This is a genomic window from Dyadobacter sp. CY261 (assembly GCF_021440085.1).
Lineage (GTDB): Bacteria > Bacteroidota > Bacteroidia > Cytophagales > Spirosomataceae > Dyadobacter.
Genome location: NZ_JAKCPW010000028.1, coordinates 16893 through 40066, shown reverse-complemented (window position 1 = coordinate 40066; position 23174 = coordinate 16893). Strand labels below are relative to the sequence as shown.

General features: G+C 43.7%; 14 protein-coding genes and 1 pseudogene. 7 read left to right on the top strand and 8 right to left on the bottom strand.

Annotated features, from left to right (window positions below; all coding sequences use genetic code 11):
• Nucleotides 1–534: 534 nt before the first annotated feature.
• From LZD49_RS34005 to LZD49_RS33980, 6 genes are all read right to left on the bottom strand, one after another.
• Nucleotides 535–1095 (bottom strand): hypothetical protein, encoded by a 561-nt coding sequence (locus LZD49_RS34005; RefSeq protein ID WP_234672921.1) that lies wholly within the window; start codon nucleotides 1093–1095, stop codon nucleotides 535–537.
• Entirely contained in the window at nucleotides 1067–2341 is a 1275-nt protein-coding gene (locus LZD49_RS34000; protein ID WP_234672919.1) for a hypothetical protein, read from the bottom strand. The genes LZD49_RS34005 and LZD49_RS34000 overlap by 29 nt, the downstream gene beginning before the upstream one ends.
• Nucleotides 2342–2558: 217 nt before the next feature.
• On the bottom strand, nucleotides 2559–3743 hold the full coding sequence (locus tag LZD49_RS33995) for an acyltransferase (protein ID WP_234672925.1): 1185 nt from the start codon (nucleotides 3741–3743) through the stop codon (nucleotides 2559–2561).
• Entirely contained in the window at nucleotides 3737–5260 is a 1524-nt protein-coding gene (locus LZD49_RS33990) for a transglutaminase-like domain-containing protein (protein ID WP_234672917.1), read from the bottom strand. Before LZD49_RS33990 ends, LZD49_RS33995 begins: the two co-directional genes overlap by 7 nt.
• A gap of 1635 nt (nucleotides 5261–6895) precedes the next feature.
• Nucleotides 6896–7060 (bottom strand): hypothetical protein, encoded by a 165-nt coding sequence (locus LZD49_RS33985; RefSeq protein ID WP_234672915.1) that lies wholly within the window; start codon nucleotides 7058–7060, stop codon nucleotides 6896–6898.
• Nucleotides 7061–7455: 395 nt separating this feature from the next.
• Nucleotides 7456–7611 (bottom strand): hypothetical protein, encoded by a 156-nt coding sequence (locus LZD49_RS33980; RefSeq protein ID WP_234672914.1) that lies wholly within the window; start codon nucleotides 7609–7611, stop codon nucleotides 7456–7458.
• A 396-nt stretch (nucleotides 7612–8007) separates the two neighbouring features.
• Here LZD49_RS33980 and LZD49_RS33975 point away from each other — a divergent pair, with 396 nt between their 5' ends.
• The 3 genes from LZD49_RS33975 (at nucleotide 8008) to LZD49_RS33965 (ending at nucleotide 12020) form a co-directional block, all read left to right on the top strand.
• The gene (locus tag LZD49_RS33975; RefSeq protein ID WP_234672913.1) at nucleotides 8008–9309 is read left to right on the top strand and encodes a SprT-like domain-containing protein; all 1302 of its coding nucleotides are present in this window, start codon (nucleotides 8008–8010) and stop codon (nucleotides 9307–9309) included.
• A 572-nt stretch (nucleotides 9310–9881) separates the two neighbouring features.
• Complete coding sequence (locus tag LZD49_RS33970) at nucleotides 9882–11693, top strand: O-antigen ligase family protein (RefSeq protein ID WP_234672912.1); 1812 nt, start codon at nucleotides 9882–9884, stop codon at nucleotides 11691–11693.
• 72 nt (nucleotides 11694–11765) lie between these two features.
• Nucleotides 11766–12020, top strand: a complete 255-nt coding sequence (locus tag LZD49_RS33965; protein ID WP_234672911.1) for a hypothetical protein — start codon at nucleotides 11766–11768, stop codon at nucleotides 12018–12020.
• Between the two features lie 351 nt (nucleotides 12021–12371).
• On the opposite strand, the gene LZD49_RS33960 is transcribed toward LZD49_RS33965, so the two are convergent.
• Nucleotides 12372–12533 (bottom strand): helix-turn-helix domain-containing protein, encoded by a 162-nt coding sequence (locus LZD49_RS33960; protein ID WP_234672910.1) that lies wholly within the window; start codon nucleotides 12531–12533, stop codon nucleotides 12372–12374.
• A 369-nt stretch (nucleotides 12534–12902) separates the two neighbouring features.
• Between LZD49_RS33960 and LZD49_RS33955 the strand changes: the two genes are divergently transcribed.
• From LZD49_RS33955 to LZD49_RS33945, 3 genes are read left to right on the top strand one after another with little or no spacing between them, the layout of a single operon-like run.
• Entirely contained in the window at nucleotides 12903–13256 is a 354-nt protein-coding gene (locus tag LZD49_RS33955) for a hypothetical protein (RefSeq protein ID WP_234672909.1), read from the top strand.
• A gap of 45 nt (nucleotides 13257–13301) precedes the next feature.
• On the top strand, nucleotides 13302–13847 hold the full coding sequence (locus tag LZD49_RS33950; protein WP_234672908.1) for a Crp/Fnr family transcriptional regulator: 546 nt from the start codon (nucleotides 13302–13304) through the stop codon (nucleotides 13845–13847).
• 34 nt (nucleotides 13848–13881) lie between these two features.
• Nucleotides 13882–14298 carry a transposase gene (locus LZD49_RS33945; RefSeq protein WP_310590526.1) on the top strand — a complete coding sequence of 139 codons (417 nt, stop codon included), beginning with the start codon at nucleotides 13882–13884 and terminating at the stop codon, nucleotides 14296–14298.
• Here LZD49_RS33945 and LZD49_RS33940 read toward each other — a convergent pair.
• A pseudogene (locus LZD49_RS33940) lies at nucleotides 14295–14726 on the bottom strand (transposase); the annotation flags it as partial. The gene LZD49_RS33945 and the pseudogene LZD49_RS33940 sit on opposite strands and share 4 nt — an antisense overlap.
• 599 nt (nucleotides 14727–15325) lie before the next feature.
• Here LZD49_RS33940 and LZD49_RS33930 point away from each other — a divergent pair.
• Nucleotides 15326–23065: a SpvB/TcaC N-terminal domain-containing protein gene (locus tag LZD49_RS33930; protein WP_234672907.1), complete on the top strand. Its 7740-nt coding sequence runs from the start codon at nucleotides 15326–15328 to the stop codon at nucleotides 23063–23065.
• Nucleotides 23066–23174 lie beyond the last annotated feature (109 nt).

Below are 23174 nucleotides of genomic sequence, written 5' to 3'. Positions count from 1 at the left end.
TGAGTTTCTGTGAATGTGTTTCGTTTCATAGCAGATTAAAATTAGAAAATTTGTCTAATTCATCACCACTCTGTTTTTAGGGAAGCTTACAATCAAACTCCGCTTTAAGCGCGTCATCACTCAATTTTACATCTGTTTCGGACGAAATGATACCTGCCAAGCGACATATGTAATGCAATCGCTTTTGCAAGATTTCAATTCTCTTTTGAAAACCCTTGGAAGTTTTACCTATTGTGGTGTCTTTGGGCGGCAAAATAAATAGACAAAATTATTAGGTAGACTTCTCGTTTTCCTTACTAACCTCATAAATTCAACTCTGACTGCCCCCCTCGGAAGCCTTGTGCAACAACTATGAGATACCGTCAAAAGAAATACCCTTGGCCAGTATTATCTGACAAGGTCTTTCCCGACAAATCTTGCGAAACGTATCAATAATATTATTTATGCTTGTAGATTCAAACTTAAAAAAACCGGCCCACAATGCAGTCCACAATTTGGGCCGGAGATTCTTGCTACTTTGAACGACTAAATCTATCAGTCTCTTGGATTTTCACTACTAATAATTGTAGGATTTAGCATGTAGTATCCTTCACTTCTAAAATGTTGACGAATGGTCAGCATGCTCTCAGAAACTTTAACTAAGTTTTTTTGAAGTACCTTTTCACTATCATTACATTTCGTGCTCTCGAAGGAATAGGGGCCAAAATCATAATATGGATAAATAAACCAGTATCGCTTAGGTATGGGCTTTCCCGCCTGAGATTTCCAATGACCCTGCGTAGCGTATATATTTGATACTATTTGTTTGACAACGATATCGCGTAATGTCCCTTGATGATATACGCTATCTACCATTCCTCTCTCCGTCACTCGAAAATAAAAAATCCCCCAAGTTGCTGAACAATTGTTCTCCGTTCTTACATCCCGCATCAGATAGGTGTAGAGATCTCTTTTTTCACCTGTTCGCTTGTCGACATCCCAAATATAACGTAAGGGCTTCGTCTGTTCCCAATGCTGTGCATGGCATGTAGGAATCCCAGCAAAAAGCCCCAACATTAATAGGATTCTATTGACATTTATGCCCAAATACTCCATGATACTGGTTGTTTAAGTTTTTATAACGATCGCCAGTTCCGAAGTAGATATCCTTTTTATCTTGTGGAACATCATTCCATGCGGGATATGTTTTCAATGACGTCCAGGCTAGCGCGGTTGCGTCGTCAGTGCTGATTGGAAACCAAGCTTGAAGAGCGCTAGCCATTGGAGTAACATACTTTGTCGACATCGTAGCATGGTCACCAGATTCACTTCCCCCTAAATACACATGCAGAACTTCATGATAAATAACTCTAACAATATATTCCTGAGACGCATATTGAAGAGCGGTAGTATTCAATGTTATAGTTGTACCAACTGTAGTTGCATTAGTATTTGTATTGGCCATTGGGGCCTCCTTTATCGTAAAACTAAGTGAAGCCGCTTTGTTGAAGTTCGTCAGAATTGTCTGAACTTTGTTATTGAATTGAGCACTTATCAGCGTATTAAATACGTTCTTAAAACACTCGGTTTTCAGGTCATTCTTAATAGCAGATGCTGGCGGGTTTGTTGTCGGAGGTCCCCCGGGAGTCGGAGTTGGAGGGGTACCAGGAGCAACATCACAATTGCCACTGTAGACACAATTTGTGATCATACCGTTCGTCCAGACGTAGCAATAATATATCCTTTCACAATATGCATCCTCTACTTGAGTCCTCAGAGTTGAAGTAACTCGATTCGGCGTTTTTTCAGTGCGCACCCACAATTGAACCCCAAGTTCATCCATCTTGCCCTTTGTAAATGAAAAACCATCCAAATACTGGTAATTAACATCGTAAGTCAATACAAGGCCGGTATAGTTTGGTATCTCACGATCTCTGAACCAGTCCAACAATTTATCCCCATGCTTTTTAACAAATTTAGCATCTCCCAAAAACTCAACTATTCTTCCGTCCACAATAGCTCCTCCCTGTTCCTTGAAGACAAATGCTCGGTAAAATGCAGAGTTTTTATCCGAGATATCATATCCAGCTGTCGGTACAACCACAATATCATCTCCATTTCTGACCTTTCGTTTTGAGGCTTTGTCCCAATCCGGGTTCAGCTTGCCATATTTTGAAGATTCGCTCGTGCGAAGATTTGATGTAGTCACTCTGGAGTTGTAGTATTCCTTTGCCGCAGATAGGCTACTTTGAAAAGAACCATCTTCCGAAGGGAGAAGGGAACGATCTCCATCCATACATGAAAACACAAGTATGCAGAAAAGAGAAAGGCAACCAACAATTTGTACGTATTTTTTTTTCATAAATGATAGTTGATTATAATAAACATCCAAATATATAGATCCTCATATTAAATAAAAAAGAGGAATGAAAATCCCCAGAAACTAGAAACCTTTCCGACCTGTCATAGTAGTCAATTATAAATAATTTGAACGCGACGCTATCTACTGCACTTTTATTACTCAATTTTCTAACTATCTGATAGCCAGTTGCTGATTTTCTGCACATATGAGATGAATATCAACGTGAGTCTTTGAATAGATTTCTAATAAAATAATTGCTAGGTGCTTCAATAAATCGAAAAAGAAGGATTGACAGTGTGACAGATGCGATGAGAACTTCGGCGCATAGTTGTAACGCCGGGACACGTATCGCTGCTTGAATAGCTCCCACCCGATAAAGAGCGTCTGGATAATCATTTAAAATGTTGAGCCAATACACGTAGATTATCGGCACGTGGACCATGTATATTGAAAATGACAATTTTCCTGCATATTGAAATACTGGGTGTGACAATATTGCAGAGACTATTCCATTGTTAAGTACCGCAGATACAATCAGAAGAGGAAAAAGCAATACTATGAGTGACGAGTTCAAGTCAATATGCATTCCGGCAAATATTAGTACAAGAACTACTAAAAAGCTGAGGTCGCTGCATAAATATTTAAATTTCGTAAACCGAGGGGCGTTTCTTCTGGCAGCAAGGCCAAGTGTAAACCAGACCAGGCAACGAAGAAAACCCCAGTCTGAGGTCATATGCATTTCGAGGTCAGATTCGCAAATAACAGCGACAATATGTCTGAAATCGAAAATGCCGAAGATGAACAACAACAGTATTGTAACTATGCTCACTTTGACTAAGGTAGGCAATTTCATGAACCTTGAAAACCCGCAAGCCATGAACGGGTAAAGCACGTATGTGCACCATTCAGCACTCAGCGACCAAGTTGGTGTATTTAAAGTCGGAATGCGCTGGAAATTTAGTGAATTTGTTAGTAGGAAATGACTAGCGATAGCCTCCGAATTTAGCATCTCAGCCATATACCAGCTGACCTGATCTGACTTCCAAATCAGTAACCTTGCAAGACCAAATGTAATAAAAAGCAGGAACCAATGTAAAGGAAAAATTTTGGCAATCCGTCGAATTAAAAAACGGAAATAGAATCTAGAACTAATAGATTTTTCAAAATCATTCCAGTAAATATGCGTTAAGAGGAACCCGCTCAATACAAAGAAGAAATCAACCCAAACCCATCCGTTTGCGATCAGCATGCTATTTGCATGATTGAATACAGGCTTTAGAAAAATATCGCAATGGAAAACTACAAGAATTATAGCCGCAATACCTCTTAAAGCTGTCAAATTATGTGACGATACTAACCTGAGTGAAAATTCCTGACGAAGTGACTCTTGATCGACTACCACCAAATTTGCTCTGAATTATTATAAGTAAACACCCTGCTGTACGACAAACCTGAATCATTACTCAATTTGTATACAGCGTTAGATGGGACATTCGTGAATATGAGCTGTGCACCGGCAATTTTGACCCGCTTCTGGACATGAACCCACTTCTTGTCCCAATAATATAAATTGTACTGTGTGTTGTCCTTCGGGACATCACCTATTCCTTTGTTGTACACTCCCTCCATAGCGGTAAAGAATTGAGCTTTTGTGATATCTTTGCCATACAGGCTCAAAGCCCTACTTTCAACAGAGCTAGTCGTCTTGATGCGAATTGAAATTGTGGCCATCTTGTTGGGTTTATAAATACGTGGAGTGACGGAGTTTACAGAAAACGGATAACTAATCGACTCGCAACCGCTTCTTGAAAAAGTTGTCAGGCTGTAAAGACCGTTTGTACCCATTTTCAAAAATGTAAAAACACCTCCACTACCGCGAGCCCAAACCACTGGAGCTAACCCCCATTTCGAAAAGAGTGAGAGATAGGAAACGTCCTGATTTATCAAGGATGGGGCTGTAAGTTTTACTGTCTTGGTCGATAAATATTCGTCGGTAACATCCAATACTCGGTCGAAATCTAGCTGCGCAGGAATATCTTGCACCTCCGTAACTACCTCTCTAAGAGATTGTCCACTGACGGCCATCACCTTTCTATACACTTTTACAGGAAACCGTCTTAGGCTTTTATATATTCTAAACGGGTCGTAATTGGGCGGGGATGCCTCGAAACCCATAAATGGTATTGTGCGCCTATCATTTTTGACAAATACATTCCAAGCGTGTGAAGCTCCGTTTGAATTTGCCCAACCTGTAATAAAGTCAATTGTCACGGGTACACCAAAAGCTCTAAGCGAGAACGTGATCATATTTGTCATTGCCCAGCAATCGCCTCGTCTATATTGATACAGTTGCTTCCAAGTTTGAAAATTTCCGCTTAGTGCATTCGAATCGTAGGTGAAAGTATTTATCAAACGATCGTTTATCAGGCGAATTGAACTGGTTGCCCTTTCTTCAAAAGGCAAACCACGCGTATTTGCCAGCAACTTGCCATAATTCGAAATACATAAGGCCTTCCAGTTCGTTAGCTGCTCATATGATAATCTGTATGGCAATATGTGTTGAAAGAAGACTTCTTCGGACAAGTTTTTATTAATTATCTCTTTACGAGATACATCAAGCGACTGATTGATTGAGCGTATCAGATATTCTTCCGTCAAAACATTTTCATCACAAACAACAGTGCCGGTTTCTTGATCCACAGACATCAATCCGTTCATATTCTCAATCAAGAACTTTGCTGATCTTACCCCAAGAGAGTCGTTTCTTCGTTGATAATAATGGACAACCTTACTAAACCTACTAGGGGTGTTAGATACAGCCTGTTTATTTTTAGTATTTTCGTTGAGTACTGGATTTGGATTACTTAGGGCCATTAAGATAATGATCTGTAGCAACATCGATTTGTCTAAAATAGCCATTCGCATAATCTATATAGGTTGCAACTTGACGAGATGGAATTTTCACCGGGAATGCCCTAATAGTCATTCCCATATCCAATGCCTTGTCACACTTTCCATATTCATCGCATAACAAAAGCGCTGAATATTTCGGAAGGAATAGGCTACGTTTAATATTCATAGCCTATTTATAAGTATACCCCGCCTGTTCAAAATACCCAAGCGCCTTAAAATTATTTCTCAAATAGACACACAGGTCAGTGCGATATATATAATTTGAACCTTAAGCAGTACCGGAAGACTCTTTCTTCGGCCATCATGAATGAATAGCTCAGGACCATACTTAAACAGAACATTTCCGTTTATACTTAACAAACTAACCCAATGTTCGTATATCAATTTTGCACTTAAAAATCCCAACAGAGGCGTATCTCAGTCGTAGCCCTCCGTTCATTCAAAGCAGCTATTTATTTAGTTTCAGCATAATGAACAAAAAACGCAAAAACAATTCCTAATACAACAATACTGCTATATAATCGTCTTCTAAGTACAAGTTTAATAGGCATTTTTTCATGCTTAGCAATAATTGAAATGCAAAATAGTGAATATAAAAGTATTGATGGAATCCTTAACAACAAAAAAAAGTGAACTGCAAAAGGACAGAACAAGGAAAATACTGACAGCCAGAATATTACAATCTTATCGTGAAATGAATTACTTGTCTATTCACGAAACAAATGAATCGGTGAACACCTCTGCACCGTGGTAGATTCGCAAATCAGCTTCTCAGGTACAAAAGGCACAGGCTGTACATGTGTAACACCGCTATTCTTGCGGGAGATTTCGGCTCACGTAAATTAAGACAGACATAACGGAATACAAAGTATGAAATAATTGCCAAAAAATATAGCCATTATAAATTTCGATTGCTCAACTTGGTGTCCCGGGCATTTTCAAACAAAACCGTTTGCTGTTACTCCAACTACCAGTTCAGTAGATACGAATGGAAAAGCTTACTTTCCAAGTTAGCCATCGACCATTAGTAGCTTGGTACCCAGAATTATAATTCAATCAGCATATCTAACTTGCTCGTGTGATTTCCCCGAAAGTAAAGTATCGAAAGTGCTGTCTCGCAAACGCCCAGTCACGTATGGGCATTTGGATAGGAGATGCCGACGATCTCTGAAAGGGTATCATACCGAGACGATGAAGCAAGCAATTAACCGCTGTAGCGCATCGCCCGAAGTGACCGCTATCATTTTATTGATCCGCTAGCGTCCAACCTCAGAGCGAGGAAGAATTATGCAGGGTTAGGCTTTTTTGTTGTCGAGAATCGCACGTTCGATGAAGATTTGGGTCCGGTTTACAAACTCGACCGCTGCGCTTGGGATAAGTGCCCGGTTTGACCTGGAATCCGATCTCTCAGTTCGCAAATTCTCGAAGTGAAAGACCTCGCCTTTTTAAATCGCTAACTTGCGATTTGCGGCCCAGAACGTACCCACTAAATCGAGTTCCCAACAATTCTTCGTCTGAACTTCAAATTTGTCACGAGCTCCGAAATGTTATTTTTCAGGCTAATTTCATCCAAATTGCTACTTACATCGTCGAGAATTTCCGATTCAGTTCCCTCACCTTTCATGCGAATCAGGAATGGGGTCATGCCGCCCCCGTCAACTGACGATATTTATCCACTTCCATATCCGTCGATGCGCTCGAAACCGATTGAGTCCCGACGCCTGTTTCCACAAAGGCATTCGGCCGACTCGCACGATCAAACGCGAAATGATTCGGTAAATGCTGCAATCGGCGTTTCTGTCCCATGTTCAAATGGATACACTAGCCAGACTAAGTCAGGATCGCCCACCTTAAAAAGGTCTCGTTCGGAAAGGCCGATAATTCGAAATATGTCTGATTCGTTCGTTTGGGTTGCCGGTATCATGGTAGTAGAAGTTTGTTGATGAAGTGATTAAAAGATACATTTGGTATCTCAACTATAATTTCAAAAGCATCTTTTCTGCCGATAGACTCAGGCACTTTTCTCGAAAAGTTATTAGCCAAGCGGTAGTGATGCTATAGGAAGATTGCCAAATTTGTGATATCCGGCAAGACTTAAAATTTACCGAGCCGATCGATAACCATTCGAGAAAGAAGCGATACCGAACCTGTCAGAGATTCCCATTTTGTATCCCAATGGATGCGTCAATAGTAACAAATTTTTAAAAATCGCTTGTATAGACCGGAACGTTGGCAAATGTAGGGTTAACACTCAGGCCAAAATCCATCCAGCCCATCGCAAACTCCCATTTCTTTGCTTCGGTAGCGGCATTTGAGGCGTATAGCTTTTCATCACTGCTCCCAATACATTCTGCCATCAGCTACTGCGGCCCACTTTTCTACCGCAGTAACTACATCGAGTGCGTATAATGATCACCAACGTATATGGTTTCGGCGATTTATCATCTCATGGGTCATAACATGCTGTTCCAAAATCTTTTAAACACTTTTTCATTTGACTCGGGATTGGTAAAGTGTTGTCCATAAGGCACTCGCATAAACTTCGCTCAAGGTAGTGGTATCATTGTGTCATAAGTTTATTTTGATGGCTTCTTGCTTCTTAATCTTTTTTTTAAAAATATTTGATTACAAACGATCGGAAAGCACCTCGAAGTAAATAGGGCAATAGTCCACCTGCCGTTTACGACACATTTTACTTAAATAAATAACAAATGTTTAAGTATTTAATGTTTCACTAAATTATATCCTTATCAATGAAAAAGAGCTTGGTGTTTGGCGTCCTCGCCTGCTTTGTTTGTTTATTCGTCTATTCCTGCGTAGAAAAGGACAGTTTTCTTTCCGATTTCGATCAATCTGATTCAGAATTACTTGAAAAAGCCAAAGCGTTTTACGAAGATCGCTTTCAAGCTAAAAACCTCCGTGAAAATGAAGATAATAAAAAGCGTAAGAAGTTAGAACCTAGTTGGGATGCCTCACATAAGAGTAAGCTCGAGAACGGAGAAACCATCTTAATTGTAGAAACAGCGCAGTTTGAAATCAATGTTGATGAGACTGAGTTCTATCGTTGTTATGTTTTTAAGGAGAAGAATGGTAAAATTGTTGATGCACGAATTATGGAGTTCATTGGTGATGCCAACTTCTTAAGCGATGGGAAGCATGAAGCGGTGACTAAATCCAGAAGCACGAGAATGAAGAACTATACAGGACTTGTAATATCATATGATCTGGACTATCAATATTTAGAAGGATACTCTTATAAGAATGGGGAAAGAGAAGAAACTGGGGTAAGATTATGGGTATATACGAAAAAGGGTGAGAAGACTGCGACAGGACGAGTCGCATCAACGCTCCGAACGCAGGTCGAAGAAGAATACTGTGAAAAAATTTACTGGTGCTACGTATGGACAAATGGCGCCATCACCAACTGTGTTTATACCGGAAATTGTGAAGTAAATTACAACCCCAATACCCCGCCCCCTTCAGGGTCTTCACCAACTCAGACAACTACAACACCACCAAACGGCAGTATTAAAAATGATCTGAAAACGCCATGCTTGAAAAACACATTTAATAATACAGTGAACCTAAATCTTAACAACGTGGTCCAGGGGATTCTTGGCAATTTCAATAAATCGCAGGCACTCGGTTTTACAATCAAAGAGCAGAGCATGCAGACCACTCCGGGCGATAATGCATATGCGTCAGGTAATCACGAAATAACAATGAACAGTTATGCTCTTGCGAACGCTTCGAGAGAATACGTGGCTGCTACGATATACCATGAGATAATACATCTTTACCTTACAGATTCAGAGATGAACGAGCATGCGACAATGGCCGCTGCGTACATACAGCCCATGAAACTAGCTTTAATGGCGCAATTTCCAAGCTTAGGCGAGACAAATGCCTATTATCTAGCTTGGGGCGGCCTAGAAGGAAAGGGAGCATGGAACGTTCTCAGCCAAAACGAGAAAAACAATATTATAAACACAAACATCTATTTCAAAAATCTGAATAATCAATATAACCATCAATATGGATCGGCATGTAATTAGAATCACATTATGCTTAACATTTATTCTAGCCGGATGGGCGGCCAATAGCCAGTCTAAATGGGTTCCCGAATTGCAGCTTCCGCTTAAGGGCGAAACAGCAGCATATGGTAAAGACTTAACCATAAGTCAGTACCTTGTGAAAGAGGTGCCTCTCAAAACCAAGGAAGACGGATGCAGAGCAGAGCTATCAATATTTTACTTCAGAGTTAATTGGAAAGGTATTGTTGATAGCATCTACGTTGAAGGAAACCTGAATAGAATTGCGGTGGATGTAATTTCGAAAAATATTTACTCGACGAGTAACAAATGGAAAATTCCTAAGATAACGTCGCCTCGGAGCGAATGCTGGTTTATCTTCCCGTTTTTTGATGCTGGAAGATCCAACGTCTGCTCAGAGGATCGTTTAAGATATCGGAATCAGCTTCTACAGGTTTTACAGATGTACTCAGGATCAAAACAAACTACAGATCGTTTGGGAAGGGTACTTTTACCTCCAAATGACCTTGTACTATTGTCGAATCATTAAATTATCAATCATAAAGCCAGCCCATTTGGGCTGGCTTTAAGTTAAAATGAAAACAGTTTTTAAGGCCATATTTAGACGTTTTGTTCCATGTCTATGTATTCTCTTTCTGTTTACGAACCATTTATTTTGCCGGATTCATTACAGGGCTGGGTGTGTTGAGTATGACGTTCATTTTTTGATTTTTACGTCCTTGATTCTTTTTTTTCTGGCAATCGATACGTTCTGCAAAGAAGTGAAACAACGTGATTTTCGACTTCGCTTTTCTTCGTTCGATATTTTATTTGCTATAATCATAATTTTTCTTTTAGTAAATATTTTTAGTCATGATGAAGTGCCGAACTATTATGCATATCTGGCGTGCTCTTTTTTAGTGGTGTTTTTTAAGTTTAGAAATGACGCTTTGTCTCAGGTTGGAACAACTTTATTTGTGTTCGGTGCATTCTTTTCAATAACATTCAGCCTGATCAGGATTGAAAATATCTACATCGATGAGTATTTGGGGGCGGAGATCAATTCTGGAGAACATGCTAACTATATAGCATCAACAATTCCCTTTCTACTTTCGATTTGCTTGAATTTGAAAGAGAAAAAGGAAATATGGCCCAGAATTTTGTTTTCAATGTGTATTTTAGGTATTGGATTAGGGTTATTTCAAATATTCGCGACTAATACAAGGACAGCCGTTGTAGCGATCTTTGTTGCCTTTATGTTTATCGCAACAGACACTGAGCGAGTCAAAAAATTGCAAGTAGGCCAATTTTTCAATGGTGGTAATAGATACTTGTATGGCCCATTGTTACTTCTTCTGGTTTCACTCGCTGCAGTTAAACTCTACTCGCTTGATGTGAATTCTGTGATCGGCAGAGTGACTATTTGGCGGATCTGTTTGACGATGGGTAAATTTAGTGCGTGGCAGGGTACTGGGCTAGCATCATTCAAGAACCTGTACAATAACCTTCAGGCTAAATTTAATGAATTAGAGCACCCCTCAATAAGCGTTCAATTACTAGAAAATGACACGTTTGCAGCCTTTAATGAATATCTGCAGACGGGAATTGAACTCGGTCCAATTGTATACATTTTCTATGGTGTCATATTTGTGCAGCTGTATAAGTCAATAAGATCCAATGAAGGAGATTGGATACTTCGAGGTGCCCAGTCGTCGATCATAGCATTTTTCATTTGTAGCCTAGTAAGTTACCCAATGCGAACAACGTCCATTTTGATCAATCTTACCTTTTATTGCGCCGTCATTAGCAGTCGCCAGCCAGCAAAGTTAACGTTTGACATTCGGTGTCGCCGTTTTGTCTGTACAATGATAACCACTGCCTTTGTCTTGTTGGCATGCGTTATATTTAATCGTGAATTTAAGCGGGCCAGTGCCCTGCTAGAATGGGAAAAAGCAGCAAAAATTTCATTGCGGAACGACTTTGCACATGCAAGGCCAATATACCAAAAATGTTATGGCGAACTTCGAAATAATGGAAACTTTCTTTTTAATTATGGCTCCGAGATGTTTCTTGCCGGCGAATCCAAGGAAAGCCTCGCTCTGCTGATTCTCGCATCGAAGCAGATATCTCATTCCAATCTATATATCTACCTGGGAAAAAGCTATGCTGCATTGGGCGATCATCAGAACGCAGAACTCTCTTTTCGTCACGCATGCAACATAAAGCCAAATATGTTTTTACCCAAGTTTCTGTTGCTACAGCTTTATGTTGAGCAAAAACATCACGAGAAGGCTTGGAGTCAGGCAAAGGTGATTGTTGACTTCCCTGTCAAGATTCCGTCTGAACAAGTAGATCACTATAAAGATGCTGCAAAAAATTATCTTATTACGGAAAGTCTGGATATTTAGGCGGACGATGATGCTTCAGGGCACCAATACCCGGCGCCGGGATATCAAAGCGCTGTATCCTGGAAAAATAGTGTGGCTGGCGAACTGACCGATGAAAGACACAAATCTTCCACTTCGTCCATATCTGTCGTAGGCAACGATGTGTATATATCGGGCAGCGAGTTTACCGGCACGAATAGCGGTGCCAGGATGTGGAAAAACGGCGTTCGACTTCCGCTGAATATTGATAGCGACGAATGCTATGGAGTGGAACTGGCCGTTTCCGGCGGAGATGTGTACCTGGCTGGCTTTGAAAATGTTGCCGGAACATTTGCGGCCAGGTATTAGAAAAATGCCAAAGCGGAGGTGCTTCTACCACCCAGGGTCGGTTTCGAGACAAGAGAGCCATAATGTTACAAATGGGCCGAGAAACAACTGTCTGGGTGTCGAGGAAACAATATTCAGGCGGTAAAGATACAATGAAGCTACCGTGGTTGCTGATAGCAGATCCAGGTCCAGGCGAGCCTTTTCCAGGTTTTGAGCCGTCGACCTTCCGCATTTGACCATCCTTTTGCTGTGTAGTGATTGAAAATTTGACAGCTTCTATGACCGTAGATCCCTGTTGCAAAAAATAAACCCCGACGTGAATTTCGTCCGGGGGGCACTCGCTTCCAAAGCCAGATGAAGATAGTTTCTTCTTCATTTGACCGCAGCAGTTTTAAACTTCTCGAACATTTTGTCGATGTCTGCCCGGTCGTAATAAATCACACGGCCGATCCGCATAAAGGTGAGCTGGCGGCTGGCGCGCATGGCATGCAGCTTGCCCGGCGACACATCGAGTAGCTTTCGCACCTCAGACATTCAGCATAAAAGAAGCGCGAAGTGGAACCCAGAGTATAGAATGTTAGCGGCTTGTTTCAGATAGTCAGAGTACAGTTTAAGGTCACCGACAGTGATTTTATCGTACATTTTGACTTCTCTATGGTGACTAAAAGGGAGTTTATACCAGTCACATAGTTTACAGTTATACCACCGGTTAATTTCATATCTGCTCAAGAGAAAGCAAAACGTATAATTAAAAAATTGAGGACTATTGCGATATCGGGATTCACCAAACGTAGTAAACTTCTACCCATCAAACTTTCTCTAAATCTTCAACCAGTTGAACTTTTTTGTAGCTGGATCGGGCGAACTTTGTGCTATGGAAAATATAAAAAATATAGCAGAAGAATGAGAGTGGTAACTATTCCGGACACCGTGCAAGGCACAGGCCCGGTATTGATGCTGAATATGCTTAAATTCGCAGACCGCCGCCTTTACGTAGAAGAATACCTTCCGGCATTTCACGGCGTGATGGAACAGTTAGGGTTGGAAGCGAAAGTAAATCTGTTGAGCGACGTATTGGCCAGCGTAATAGCTGATGAAGGCGAAGACTGGGACGCCATTCTTCTTGTGGAATATGCTAGCGTAGAAGCATTTTTGACCGTTGCGCAAAGTGATGCTTACCGTATAATGGCCGAACCACTGCGCCTGGCTGCTCTGGCAGACCTTAAACTGTACATGACGCGTCGGTTTGCGTTGTAATAGGTATCTTCGCACATGCACCAGCTTATCCTGAACAATTTCGCCATGCATATAGCGCTTGCTCCTGCCGAGCAGGAGCAGGCGCTTGCCTTCTTTCAGCTTATGGAGGTGAAGAAGCGCACCTGGCTGTTGCATGCAGGAGAGATCGACCGTTATATTTATTTTGTAAAACGAGGCTGCCTGCGCATGTTTTACACCGATAAGTGCGGAGAAGACCATATCATCGGTTTTTATCCCGAAAACTGGTGGACCTGCGATATCGTGAGCTTTTTCGCAGTAAAACCCGCAGCAAATGCAATTCAGGCACTGGAAGACAGCGAGGTATACTGTATCTCTTTGCCACTACTGGAAAAACTGTTCGAAACTATCCCAAAGTTTGAGAGATTTTTCCGTATCCTTAACCAAAACGGCTTTGAGCTTTATCAGCGTCGCATAACCTCCCAACTTTACAAAACCGCCGAAGAACGGTACATCGAGTTCCGTAAGCGCCACCCGGGGTTGGAACAACGCATTGCCCAAAAACACATCGCCAGTTATTTAGGCATTACACCTGCGTTCCTAAGCATGATGCGAAAGGAAAGTGGACTTTGATTTGGCTACCTCAATAAACATCCTACAATATCGCATGAAGCTTTGCGGGATGATATTGTTAGGGACTCAGGGCTACATGTGGATCTATAATGCCCCTTGTGATAAGCTTACGCTGTTTGATTATCGGAAAGGTCGTGATCAAAGCGGACCTAAGCAGATGCTGGAAGGGTACGCTGGTATACTTCAGGTTGATGGGTACACCGTCTATGAAAAGCTCTTTGGTAACCATCCAGATATCATTCTGGTCTACTGCATGGCCCATTCCCGCCGAAAATTTGTTGACGCTCTTAAATACGATAAAGAAAGATCGACTTATGTGCTTGAACGCATGCAAGTACTCTACGCTCTAGAACAACAAATGCGGGATCAACAACTGGATTGGGAGCAAAAAACAAAATTAAGGCAGGAAGAGTCAGTACCGTATCCGGCCTATCAACTACATATTTGTTAATTGCTGAACTTGTTAATGTTTTGCGGATACAGATCGGTGATGTTTTTATGGTTGATTGTGGAGATGTTTATCAAGGTGTTTCTTAGCCAATTGTAGGGGTTGATATTGTGTTTTTTGCAGATAGCAAAGAAGGAGTAAATCATGGCAGCCCGCTGCGCTGCTTCGTGTGAGCCAGCGAATAAATAGTTTTTCCGGACTAGCGCCAACGGCCTTATGGAATTTTCAATTTGATTATTATCGATCAACAAATTTCCGTCGTATAAGTAGGCACTGAGTGCATCCCAACGGCCATAACTGTACTGTATCGCCTTTCCAATCTGGCTTTTTGGGAGCGTACTTTTAATTTGTTCAAAGATCCATTTACCCAGCTCGTTGATAACCGGAAGGGATTCTTTCAGCCGCAGCTCTTTGATTTCAGCAGCATCCAGCATCAGCTAATTTATCTAGAAGTTGGTTTTGAAAACCTGTCGCACTTCTCATTCACCTTTAAAAAAACATTTGGCCTTACACCAACCGAGTTAATTGAAAAAAGCGGGAGCGCTCGCTGCTAACAAATGGGCGGGTTGTATAAACTTTAACAAGTAAAGATAACAATACTATGAACTAGCCGTCAACACTTTTAGGACTATTTACCAGCTTAACAGTACAGTTTAAAGCGCACCATTTAGAGTAAATCATACTTTAAAGGCATTCATCATCTTCAAACCTGATTTTTTGATAACAGTCGTGATTACATAATAATGGCCACGACCGAATTATTCTCACAGCTTCCTTTATAGATTTTATCAATACTTCATAGTGAGTAATTCATCAACAATCTGAAGTCAGTCCCAAAGAGAGCGAAATGATTTTAGTTAAGACATCCACAATTATTCCATCTTAATTCCGACTATACATTGTTTCCAAATGCATTAACATTACGACTAACTGTATATCAACCGAACCATTAAATAAGATGTCAAAAAAAAATTTGGCAACACATTGCCTTATAGTGAAATTGATGTCAAATACGTAAGCCCACTCCAACATGAACTCCACCGAAAAGCAATCCTCTGAAAAGGAATCTCCCTACAAGCGGGAAGACGGCAGCTACCGGATGGCTTCCGCCACATCAAAAAAGGAGGACAAATTCAGGTTGGAGATACCGCAGATCACCCTTCCGAAAGGAGGTGGGGCGATAAAGGGGATTGATGAAAAATTTGAAGTCAACCCTGTAAATGGGTCTGCGTCGCTGTCTATCCTCCTGCCCGTTACTGCGGGGAGGGGCTTTGCACCTCAGCTTGCCCTTTCGTACAATTCCGGAGGAGGGAATGGCATTTTTGGTCTAGGATGGGGTATTGGCATTCCATCAGTGTCGAGAAAAACAGACAAGAAGCTCCCTCAATACCTGGACGCTGATAGCAATGAAACTGATACTTTTTTGCTTACAGGAGCGGAAGATTTGGTCCCTTATCTCCAAAAAGTGAATGAAGAGTGGTTGCCAAAAATGGAGGAACATTTGCTTTCAGGCGAAAAATATATTGTGAAGTTTTATCGCCCGAGAATAGAAGGCGGCTTTGCAAGAATTGAAAAATGGTGCTCCGCGCTTCGCAAGGACATTTACTGGAGGGTTATTACCAAAGAAAACATTACATCCATTTTTGGCAAAACACCCGGGGCACGTATCGCAGATCCTCAAGATCCCGATAAGGTATTTGAATGGCTTCTGGAAAGAACCTATGATGACAAAGGGAATGTCATTGAATATCAATACAAGGCGGAGGATGCTGCCGGGGCCGACGCCGGATCCCTGCATAATCGCAACCGATTTGACCAGGAACAGCCTGCTTATACCAATAAATATGCCAGGCGGATACTATATGGAAATGAGACATCTTATTTTCCGCAACGGTCTGAGCAATCTGCTTATCAGGGTAAGTTTTTCTTTGAAACTCTGTTTGACTATGGAGAGCACGACGAATCGGGCAATGAAGTCAAACCCTGGAATTATCGAGCGGATGCCTTTTCTTCATTCCGGCCCGGGTTCGAGATACGGACAACCCGGTTGTGCAAGAGGGTGCTGCTCTTCCACCATTTTGAGAAAGAGTATAACGGTTTGGTTAAGTCCCTGGACCTTACTTATGACATTAACCCGTCTGCTCAAAGTACCGGAGATACGGTTTGGGAAGCGCAAAGGCGGCAATTTGATAGTTTACAAAACGGATTATTCACATTCCTGAAAGAGATACGGCAGACACATTACCAAAAAGTGGACGCAGGAGTTTATGAAAAACGCTCCCTGCCTCCCCTTTCGCTGACCTATCAGGCACATGACTGGAACCTGGACCCCAAAGAGCTGCCGAAAGAAAGTGTTGCCGACCTGCCCCAGGGCATTGATGGCCAGCAATATCAGTGGGTTGATCTGTATAATGAAGGGATATCGGGTGCATTGACAGAGCAGGCTCAAGGCTGGTTTTACAAATCGAACCTGGGTAACGGAGAATTTGCACCCGCAGCGCTGGTTTCACCCAAACCGTCATTTGCCGGGTCCTCCTCGGGCGGCTGGCAATTACAGGAGCTGGAGGGAAATGGCATCAAACAGTTGGTCGCCTACGGTGGCGTAACACCGGGCTACTTTGAGCTGGATACGGACGGTGAATGGCAGCGGTTTCAAACTTTTGACAACCTGCCTCATGTTGATTTTGGAGATCCGAATGCGCGGTTTCTGGATCTCGACGGAGATGGTATTCCCGACTGGGTGGTCACCGAAGAATCGGTGATCAGGTGGTACCCTGCGAAAGGCAAGGCTGGCTTTGATGAAAGCTACACGTCCCCAAAAGGATATGATGAAGAGAAAGGCCCGGCAGTGGTATTTTCGGATTCGACCCAAAGCATTTTCCTGGCGGATATGTGCGGCGACGGCCTTACCGATATCGTCCGGATACGAAACGGTTCGGTGTGCTACTGGCCCAACATGGGTTATGGAAAATTTGGAAGTAAGATCGAAATGGACGACGCGCCGGTTTTCGATCATCCCGATTTGTTCAACCCTTCCTACCTACGCCTCGTCGATGTAGACGGGTCCGGGGTGCCCGACATGCTTTATTTACCGCCAGCAGAAGGCAACTGCTGGCTTAACCTGAGCGGAAATGCCTGGGCAAAAATGCCGGTTACCATTCCTTTACCTACTATCGACAACACCGCCAGCATCCAGACGGCTGATTTGTTGGGCACTGGCACTGCTTGCATTGTCTGGTCTTCTCCGCTGCCCAACTTCGGCGGGAGCCAGCTCCTGTATATCGACCTCATGAACAGCAAGAAGCCACACTTGCTCAAATGTTATAAAAATAATCTGGGTAAATCCATTGAAACTACCTACCGGTCGTCAACCGCTTTTTATCTGGAAGACAAGAAAAATGGCACGCCCTGGATTACAAAGCTGCCATTTCCGGTTCACTGCCTGGTCAAAACCACAACGAAGGACAAGTGGCGGAAAACCTCATTTTCAAATCAATACACCTATCATCATGGTTATTATGATCACCAGGAACGGGAATTTCGAGGTTTTGGGAGGGTTGAGCAGACAGATACCGAGACTTTTGGGGAATTTGCCGCTGTTAATCAGGATAGCCCATATATCAGTCTGGACCACACGCTTTACCAGCCTCCTGTCAAAACGATTACCTGGTTTCACACCGGTGCATTTTTGGGGAAAGGCCGGATACTGGATCAATACAGTGAGGAATATTACAGACCGCAAGCCGGCGATTTCCAGGAAATATCCCTGCCCGAGCCGGACATTGAAGCACTTCGAACTTTCACGATGGACGAGTGGGGCGAAGCTTTGCGGGCGTGCAAAGGCATGACACTCCGGCAGGAGGTTTATGAAGTTTCCATTGAAACCGATCCTTTGAAAAAACCAGAACCGGTTAAACTGTTTACCACGGCATTCCACAACTGCCACATCCGGTGCTTACAGCCAAAAAGATCCAATAAGCATGCGGTGTTCCTGGTCGGGGAGTCCGAATCCATTGTTTTCAACTATCAGCTGAAATTGGAAGGCGGGCAGATCATTTCGCCTGATCCACGGATCAGCCACTCCTTCAATCTGACCTTTAATGAATACGGGCAGGTGGAGGAAGCTATTACAGTCACGTATGGAAGGGTTCGTCTGTCCGGCCGGGATGAAGATACCGACACCCTGGCGCTGATCGATCAGGTGCAAAAGAAGGGCCACGCAGCTTTAAACAGTGTTCGATATACCAATCATATTGACGAACAGGATTTTTTCCGGCTGCCGGTCCCCTGCCAGGTTTCAACATTTGAAGTCACAGGCTTAAAACCGGCCGTCGGATTCTATTATACGATTCAGGAACTGAGGACACTTCTGGCCTCGGACATCCCAGAAATTCCTTATCATCAACTCAGCTCAAGAGCAGAACCGCAGAAAAGATTGGTAGAGCAGGTCAGGACATTGTTTTTTGACGATTTGAATGCTTCCGTAACCACACAACCCGCCAGAGCCTTGCCGATGGGGAGGCAGGGACTGTTAGGACTAACCTACGAGAGCTACAAGCTCGCTTTTACCGACGACTTGCTGGATGCGGTTCTTGCCGAAAAGTTGACAGACCTGCAACATACCGGGGAATCATTTGAAGATATGATGTCCCGTATCATGAAAGAGGGAGGTTACGGCCGCCTTTCAACCGATGAAAATCAATGGTGGATGCGTTCAGGGACCGCCGGTTTCGAGGCAGACGCCATGCAGCACTTTTTACTGCCCGAAAGGTTTACAGATTCATTTGGCAACATCAGCACATTTAGATACGATAAAAAAGACTTATACCTGGAGAGCAGCAAAGATCCGGCAGGCAATGAGACTGCCGTGACGCAATTTGATTTCCGGGTGATAGCGCCTATTGAATTGAAAGACCTGAACGATAACCTCACGGAAATTGCATTCGATTTGCTGGGTACACCTGCCGCGGTGGCTGTGAAAGGAAAAGGTAATGAAGCGGATGAGCTGCAATTTCTGTCGGAAAACACATTGCTCAACCTGCTCACACAGGATCTGACTGCATTTTTTACCGCACCGGAATTCGACAGGGAAACAGCTCTCAACTGGCTTGGGACCGCCACAGCCCGTCACATTTACCATACCGGAGAAGAAATTATAAACGGAGAAACCGTATATGAAAAGTCTCCTCCAAGTGCTTGCACGATCCTGCGGGAGCGGCACCATCATGATCGATCCGGCACGAAAGGACTTGCTGATGTCTTCCTTACAGAGCTGCTGCAACAACCCGCAGATGCCAATGCATTGCAGGTATCAATGGAATACAGCGATGGCTCAGGCACTGTGCTTCTCAAAAAAGCCCAGGCCGAACCCGAAACGGAAGGCGGTACTTTGCGCTGGATCGTCAGTGGTAAAACGATTGCAAACAACAAAGGAAAGGTGGTCAGGCAATATGAACCGTATTTCAGTTCATACGGTCATGGCGTCGAAACGCAGCGGGAAGAAGGTGTAAGCGTTGTTCAGTATTACGACGCAGCGGGCAGGAATTTCCGTACCGAGCTCCCAAATGGCACATTTTCAAAAGTCGAATTCGACGCCTGGCAGGTAAGTGCCTGGGATGCCAATGATACAGTACTGAAAAGCCGCTGGTATCAGGATAGGCAAGCGGCAGGCGCAAATCGGCAAGAAAAAGACGCAGCAACAAAAGCCGCCAGGCACGCAAATACCCCCACCATCACTTATCTGGACGCGCTCGGCAGGGACGTGGTATCTATTACGGATAATGGCGTTGACGAAGCTGGCGCATCGCAGCGCTACCGGAATTACGTGGAGCTGGACGCCGAGGGAAAGCCGTTGTGGATACAGGATGCGCGTTTTAATCAGGTCATGGCCTATGTCATTGCACCGAATTATCGGGAGCTAAACGCCACAGCGGGCTATACTCCTGCCTTCGATATGGCGGGTAACCTACTTTTTCAATACAGTATGGATGCTGGGAAAAGGTGGATGCTCACGGATGCCGCGGGGCAAGCGCTTTACCAGTGGGATGAAAATCGAAAACCCGGAGAAGCAAAACAAGAGTACATTTACCACACCCGGTTCGACGCCCTGCACCGTCCATTGGAATTGACGGTCACAATAAAAGGACATGGCGTTTATTTGATCGAGCGGATGATTTATGGGGATAGCATTCCAGACCAGGAAGCCCGCAATGCCGACAGTAAACTATCGAACCTGCGTGGGCAGCTATTTAGGCATTATGACGCCAGCGGCTGCATGACGCATGTGAAATTCGATTGCAAAGGACAGCTCCAGCACGCGGAAAGACAATTATTGAAAGACCGTAAATCGGAAATAACAGACTGGAAATCAGCGCAGCCTGATCCCGAAGTTTTTGAACAGCAAACAGCTTACGATGCACTTGGGCGAATGATCGGTCAGCACGACTGGCACCGCGCCGCCAAACCAGAGAGCGGTGCAATCTATTTGCCTGTCTACAATGAGCGTGGTGTGTTGAAGAGCGAGAAACTGATTGCAAACGGGCGCGCAACGGATGCGATCCAATCTATACTATACAATGAAAAAGGTCAGCGCACCGAGGTCCACTATGGGAACAGAACAAAAACGGTCTACGCATATGATCCCGAGACATTCCGGCTGGTGCACCTTAAAACGACCCGGCCGACACCAGTAGCAAATGACATTCTCCAGAACCTGTTTTACACTTATGACCCTGTCGGCAACATCATGCAGGTGCGGGACGACGCGCACCAACCCGTCTATTTCAAAAACCAGGAAGTATTGCCGGAAAACAACTACACCTACGACGCGATCTATCGTCTGATTGAGGCCACGGGCAGGGAAAATGCTAAATACAATGCTGTGCCGGAAGCCAAAGAACCGGATCCGATATCGTCGCAATATCCCATAACAGACAAAGCATTACGCGATTACACGCAAAAATATGCCTACGATATCGTCGGAAATTTTGAGCACATCCTGCATATCGCCAGAGACGGCAACTGGACCAGGACCTATGAAACCGATGCATTCAGCAACCGGCTTTTAAGCACCACGACCGGACAAAAAACAACCACTTACCGCTACGACACACACGGAAGTATGCTCAATCTTTCCAATGAGGCCGGTGGTCTGGAAACATTAAACTGGGATTATCGGGATATGGTCTCGTCGGTCAACAGGCAGGGCGGCGGCTGGGCACATTACCAATACGACAGCCAGAAACAAAGGACCCGCAAATATCTGGCGCACGGCAATATCCACGAGGAACGCATTTACCTGGGCGGCTATGAACTTTATCGCCGCTGGAAAGACGCCTCCCCCGAAGTGATCGACGAAGAAATAGAGACATTTCATTTATTCGCCGACGACAAGCGGATCCTGATCCTGGAAGGCGTGATCACCACGGATAGCAACAGTCTGGGTACCGGTTTAAAATTCCGGTATCAATATTCCAACCACTTGGGCTCGGTAACAGCCGAATTTGATGAAAATACATTGCCGATTTCTTATGAGGAATACCACCCCTACGGCACAGTCGCTTTTCACTCCAACAACAGTGCGGTCACGTCTACTGCTAAACGTTACCGGTATACGGGTATAGAACGGGATGAGGAGACCGGGTTGAATTATCATACGGCGAGGTACTATGCACCCTGGTTGGGGAGGTGGGTGAGTTCGGATCCGATTGGGATTGAGGGTGGAGGAAATCTGTATGGGTATTGTTTCTTAAATCCTAACGCCTTTTCAGACAAGAAGGGAAAGCAAGGAATATTAGAATTTGCGAAAGATACAATTAGGGACACATGGACAGTTGGATCTAATTATTCTTTAGGGGTCATCGAGGGAACAGTTGAAGGAGTTAGAGCAACAATTGGATTAGGTGTAGATCTCGCCACAGGTGAGTTAGGTAGCCGTTTGGGTAATGAAGGGTATAATTTACAACAGCGTGTACAAGCAGTTGGTTGGGAGCAGACACAAAGAGATGTGGTTAATATGGTAAGAGATATTCACTCAAATACAGTCGAAGCATTTGTGGTTAATCTTGAAAATAATGACTTAGCAGCCGCTTCTAGAAGAACAGGAGGTTTGGTAGGCTCGGCTGTAGTTGCACCTGAAATAGTTCAAGCCAGTGTATCAAGAGCGAGGAACATAATTAGGAGGGGTGAGCGAGCAATGAGTAGTAGAAGTCGAGATGCACATCAAACTGTAGGAGAAGTTCAGAGGCCTGCAAATTCAACATCCTTAACGCAAGGGGCAAATCAGCGAAATCTCCCACCAAGAAATTCAGCAGCAAGAGTAGAGGCTCAACAATCGGCAACTTCGACCTTACCATTGGGGCCTGATCTTGGGCCAAACCCCCGCAATCTCCCGCCAAGAGATCCTGTTACCGGTGAACGAGCTTTCGATATTTGGCCAGGTGGTTTAGTTAGGCAAAGGGTGCGGCCTGGATATACCTCTGACGGAATTAGACAATCCCACAGGCGACGTGCTCAAGCAACAGCAAGAAGAATAGGCACTATTGATGGTGGACCTACGACTGGTCCAGTTGTTGTTGGGCATGTAGAAGGTCAAGCTCATGTTTTAACACCACAAGGAGGAGTCGCGCTAACTGCACCTCAAACAAGAGCCGGCAATGCCCGTTGGTCGTCACGTGAACGGGCATATGCTGATCAAATAAGAGCTCATAATGCGGCGAATCCTGATGGCTTTCAAATACCCGTACGCCCAAGAGGCCACCCTCGCAATTGACTATGGATAGAAAATAATCTCAATACGTTACACATGTCCGCAGCCAAACAAATACACAGGACGAAATTGAAGGAATTGTGCAGTTCTACTAAATAAAACTCTAAAAACC

Coding starts and splice junctions, on each gene's coding strand:
- LZD49_RS33945 (WP_310590526.1), top strand. CDS start 13,882: ATGAAGCTTTGCGGGATGATATTGTTAGGGACTCAGGGCTACATGTGG.
- LZD49_RS33975 (WP_234672913.1), top strand. CDS start 8,008: ATGAAAAAGAGCTTGGTGTTTGGCGTCCTCGCCTGCTTTGTTTGTTTA.
- LZD49_RS33985 (WP_234672915.1), bottom strand. CDS start 7,060: ATGGGACAGAAACGCCGATTGCAGCATTTACCGAATCATTTCGCGTTT.
- LZD49_RS33930 (WP_234672907.1), top strand. CDS start 15,326: ATGAACTCCACCGAAAAGCAATCCTCTGAAAAGGAATCTCCCTACAAG.
- LZD49_RS33990 (WP_234672917.1), bottom strand. CDS start 5,260: ATGGCTATTTTAGACAAATCGATGTTGCTACAGATCATTATCTTAATG.
- LZD49_RS33960 (WP_234672910.1), bottom strand. CDS start 12,533: ATGTCTGAGGTGCGAAAGCTACTCGATGTGTCGCCGGGCAAGCTGCAT.
- LZD49_RS33955 (WP_234672909.1), top strand. CDS start 12,903: ATGAGAGTGGTAACTATTCCGGACACCGTGCAAGGCACAGGCCCGGTA.
- LZD49_RS33970 (WP_234672912.1), top strand. CDS start 9,882: ATGAAAACAGTTTTTAAGGCCATATTTAGACGTTTTGTTCCATGTCTA.
- LZD49_RS33950 (WP_234672908.1), top strand. CDS start 13,302: ATGCATATAGCGCTTGCTCCTGCCGAGCAGGAGCAGGCGCTTGCCTTC.
- LZD49_RS34000 (WP_234672919.1), bottom strand. CDS start 2,341: ATGAAAAAAAAATACGTACAAATTGTTGGTTGCCTTTCTCTTTTCTGC.
- LZD49_RS33980 (WP_234672914.1), bottom strand. CDS start 7,611: ATGGCAGAATGTATTGGGAGCAGTGATGAAAAGCTATACGCCTCAAAT.
- LZD49_RS34005 (WP_234672921.1), bottom strand. CDS start 1,095: ATGGAGTATTTGGGCATAAATGTCAATAGAATCCTATTAATGTTGGGG.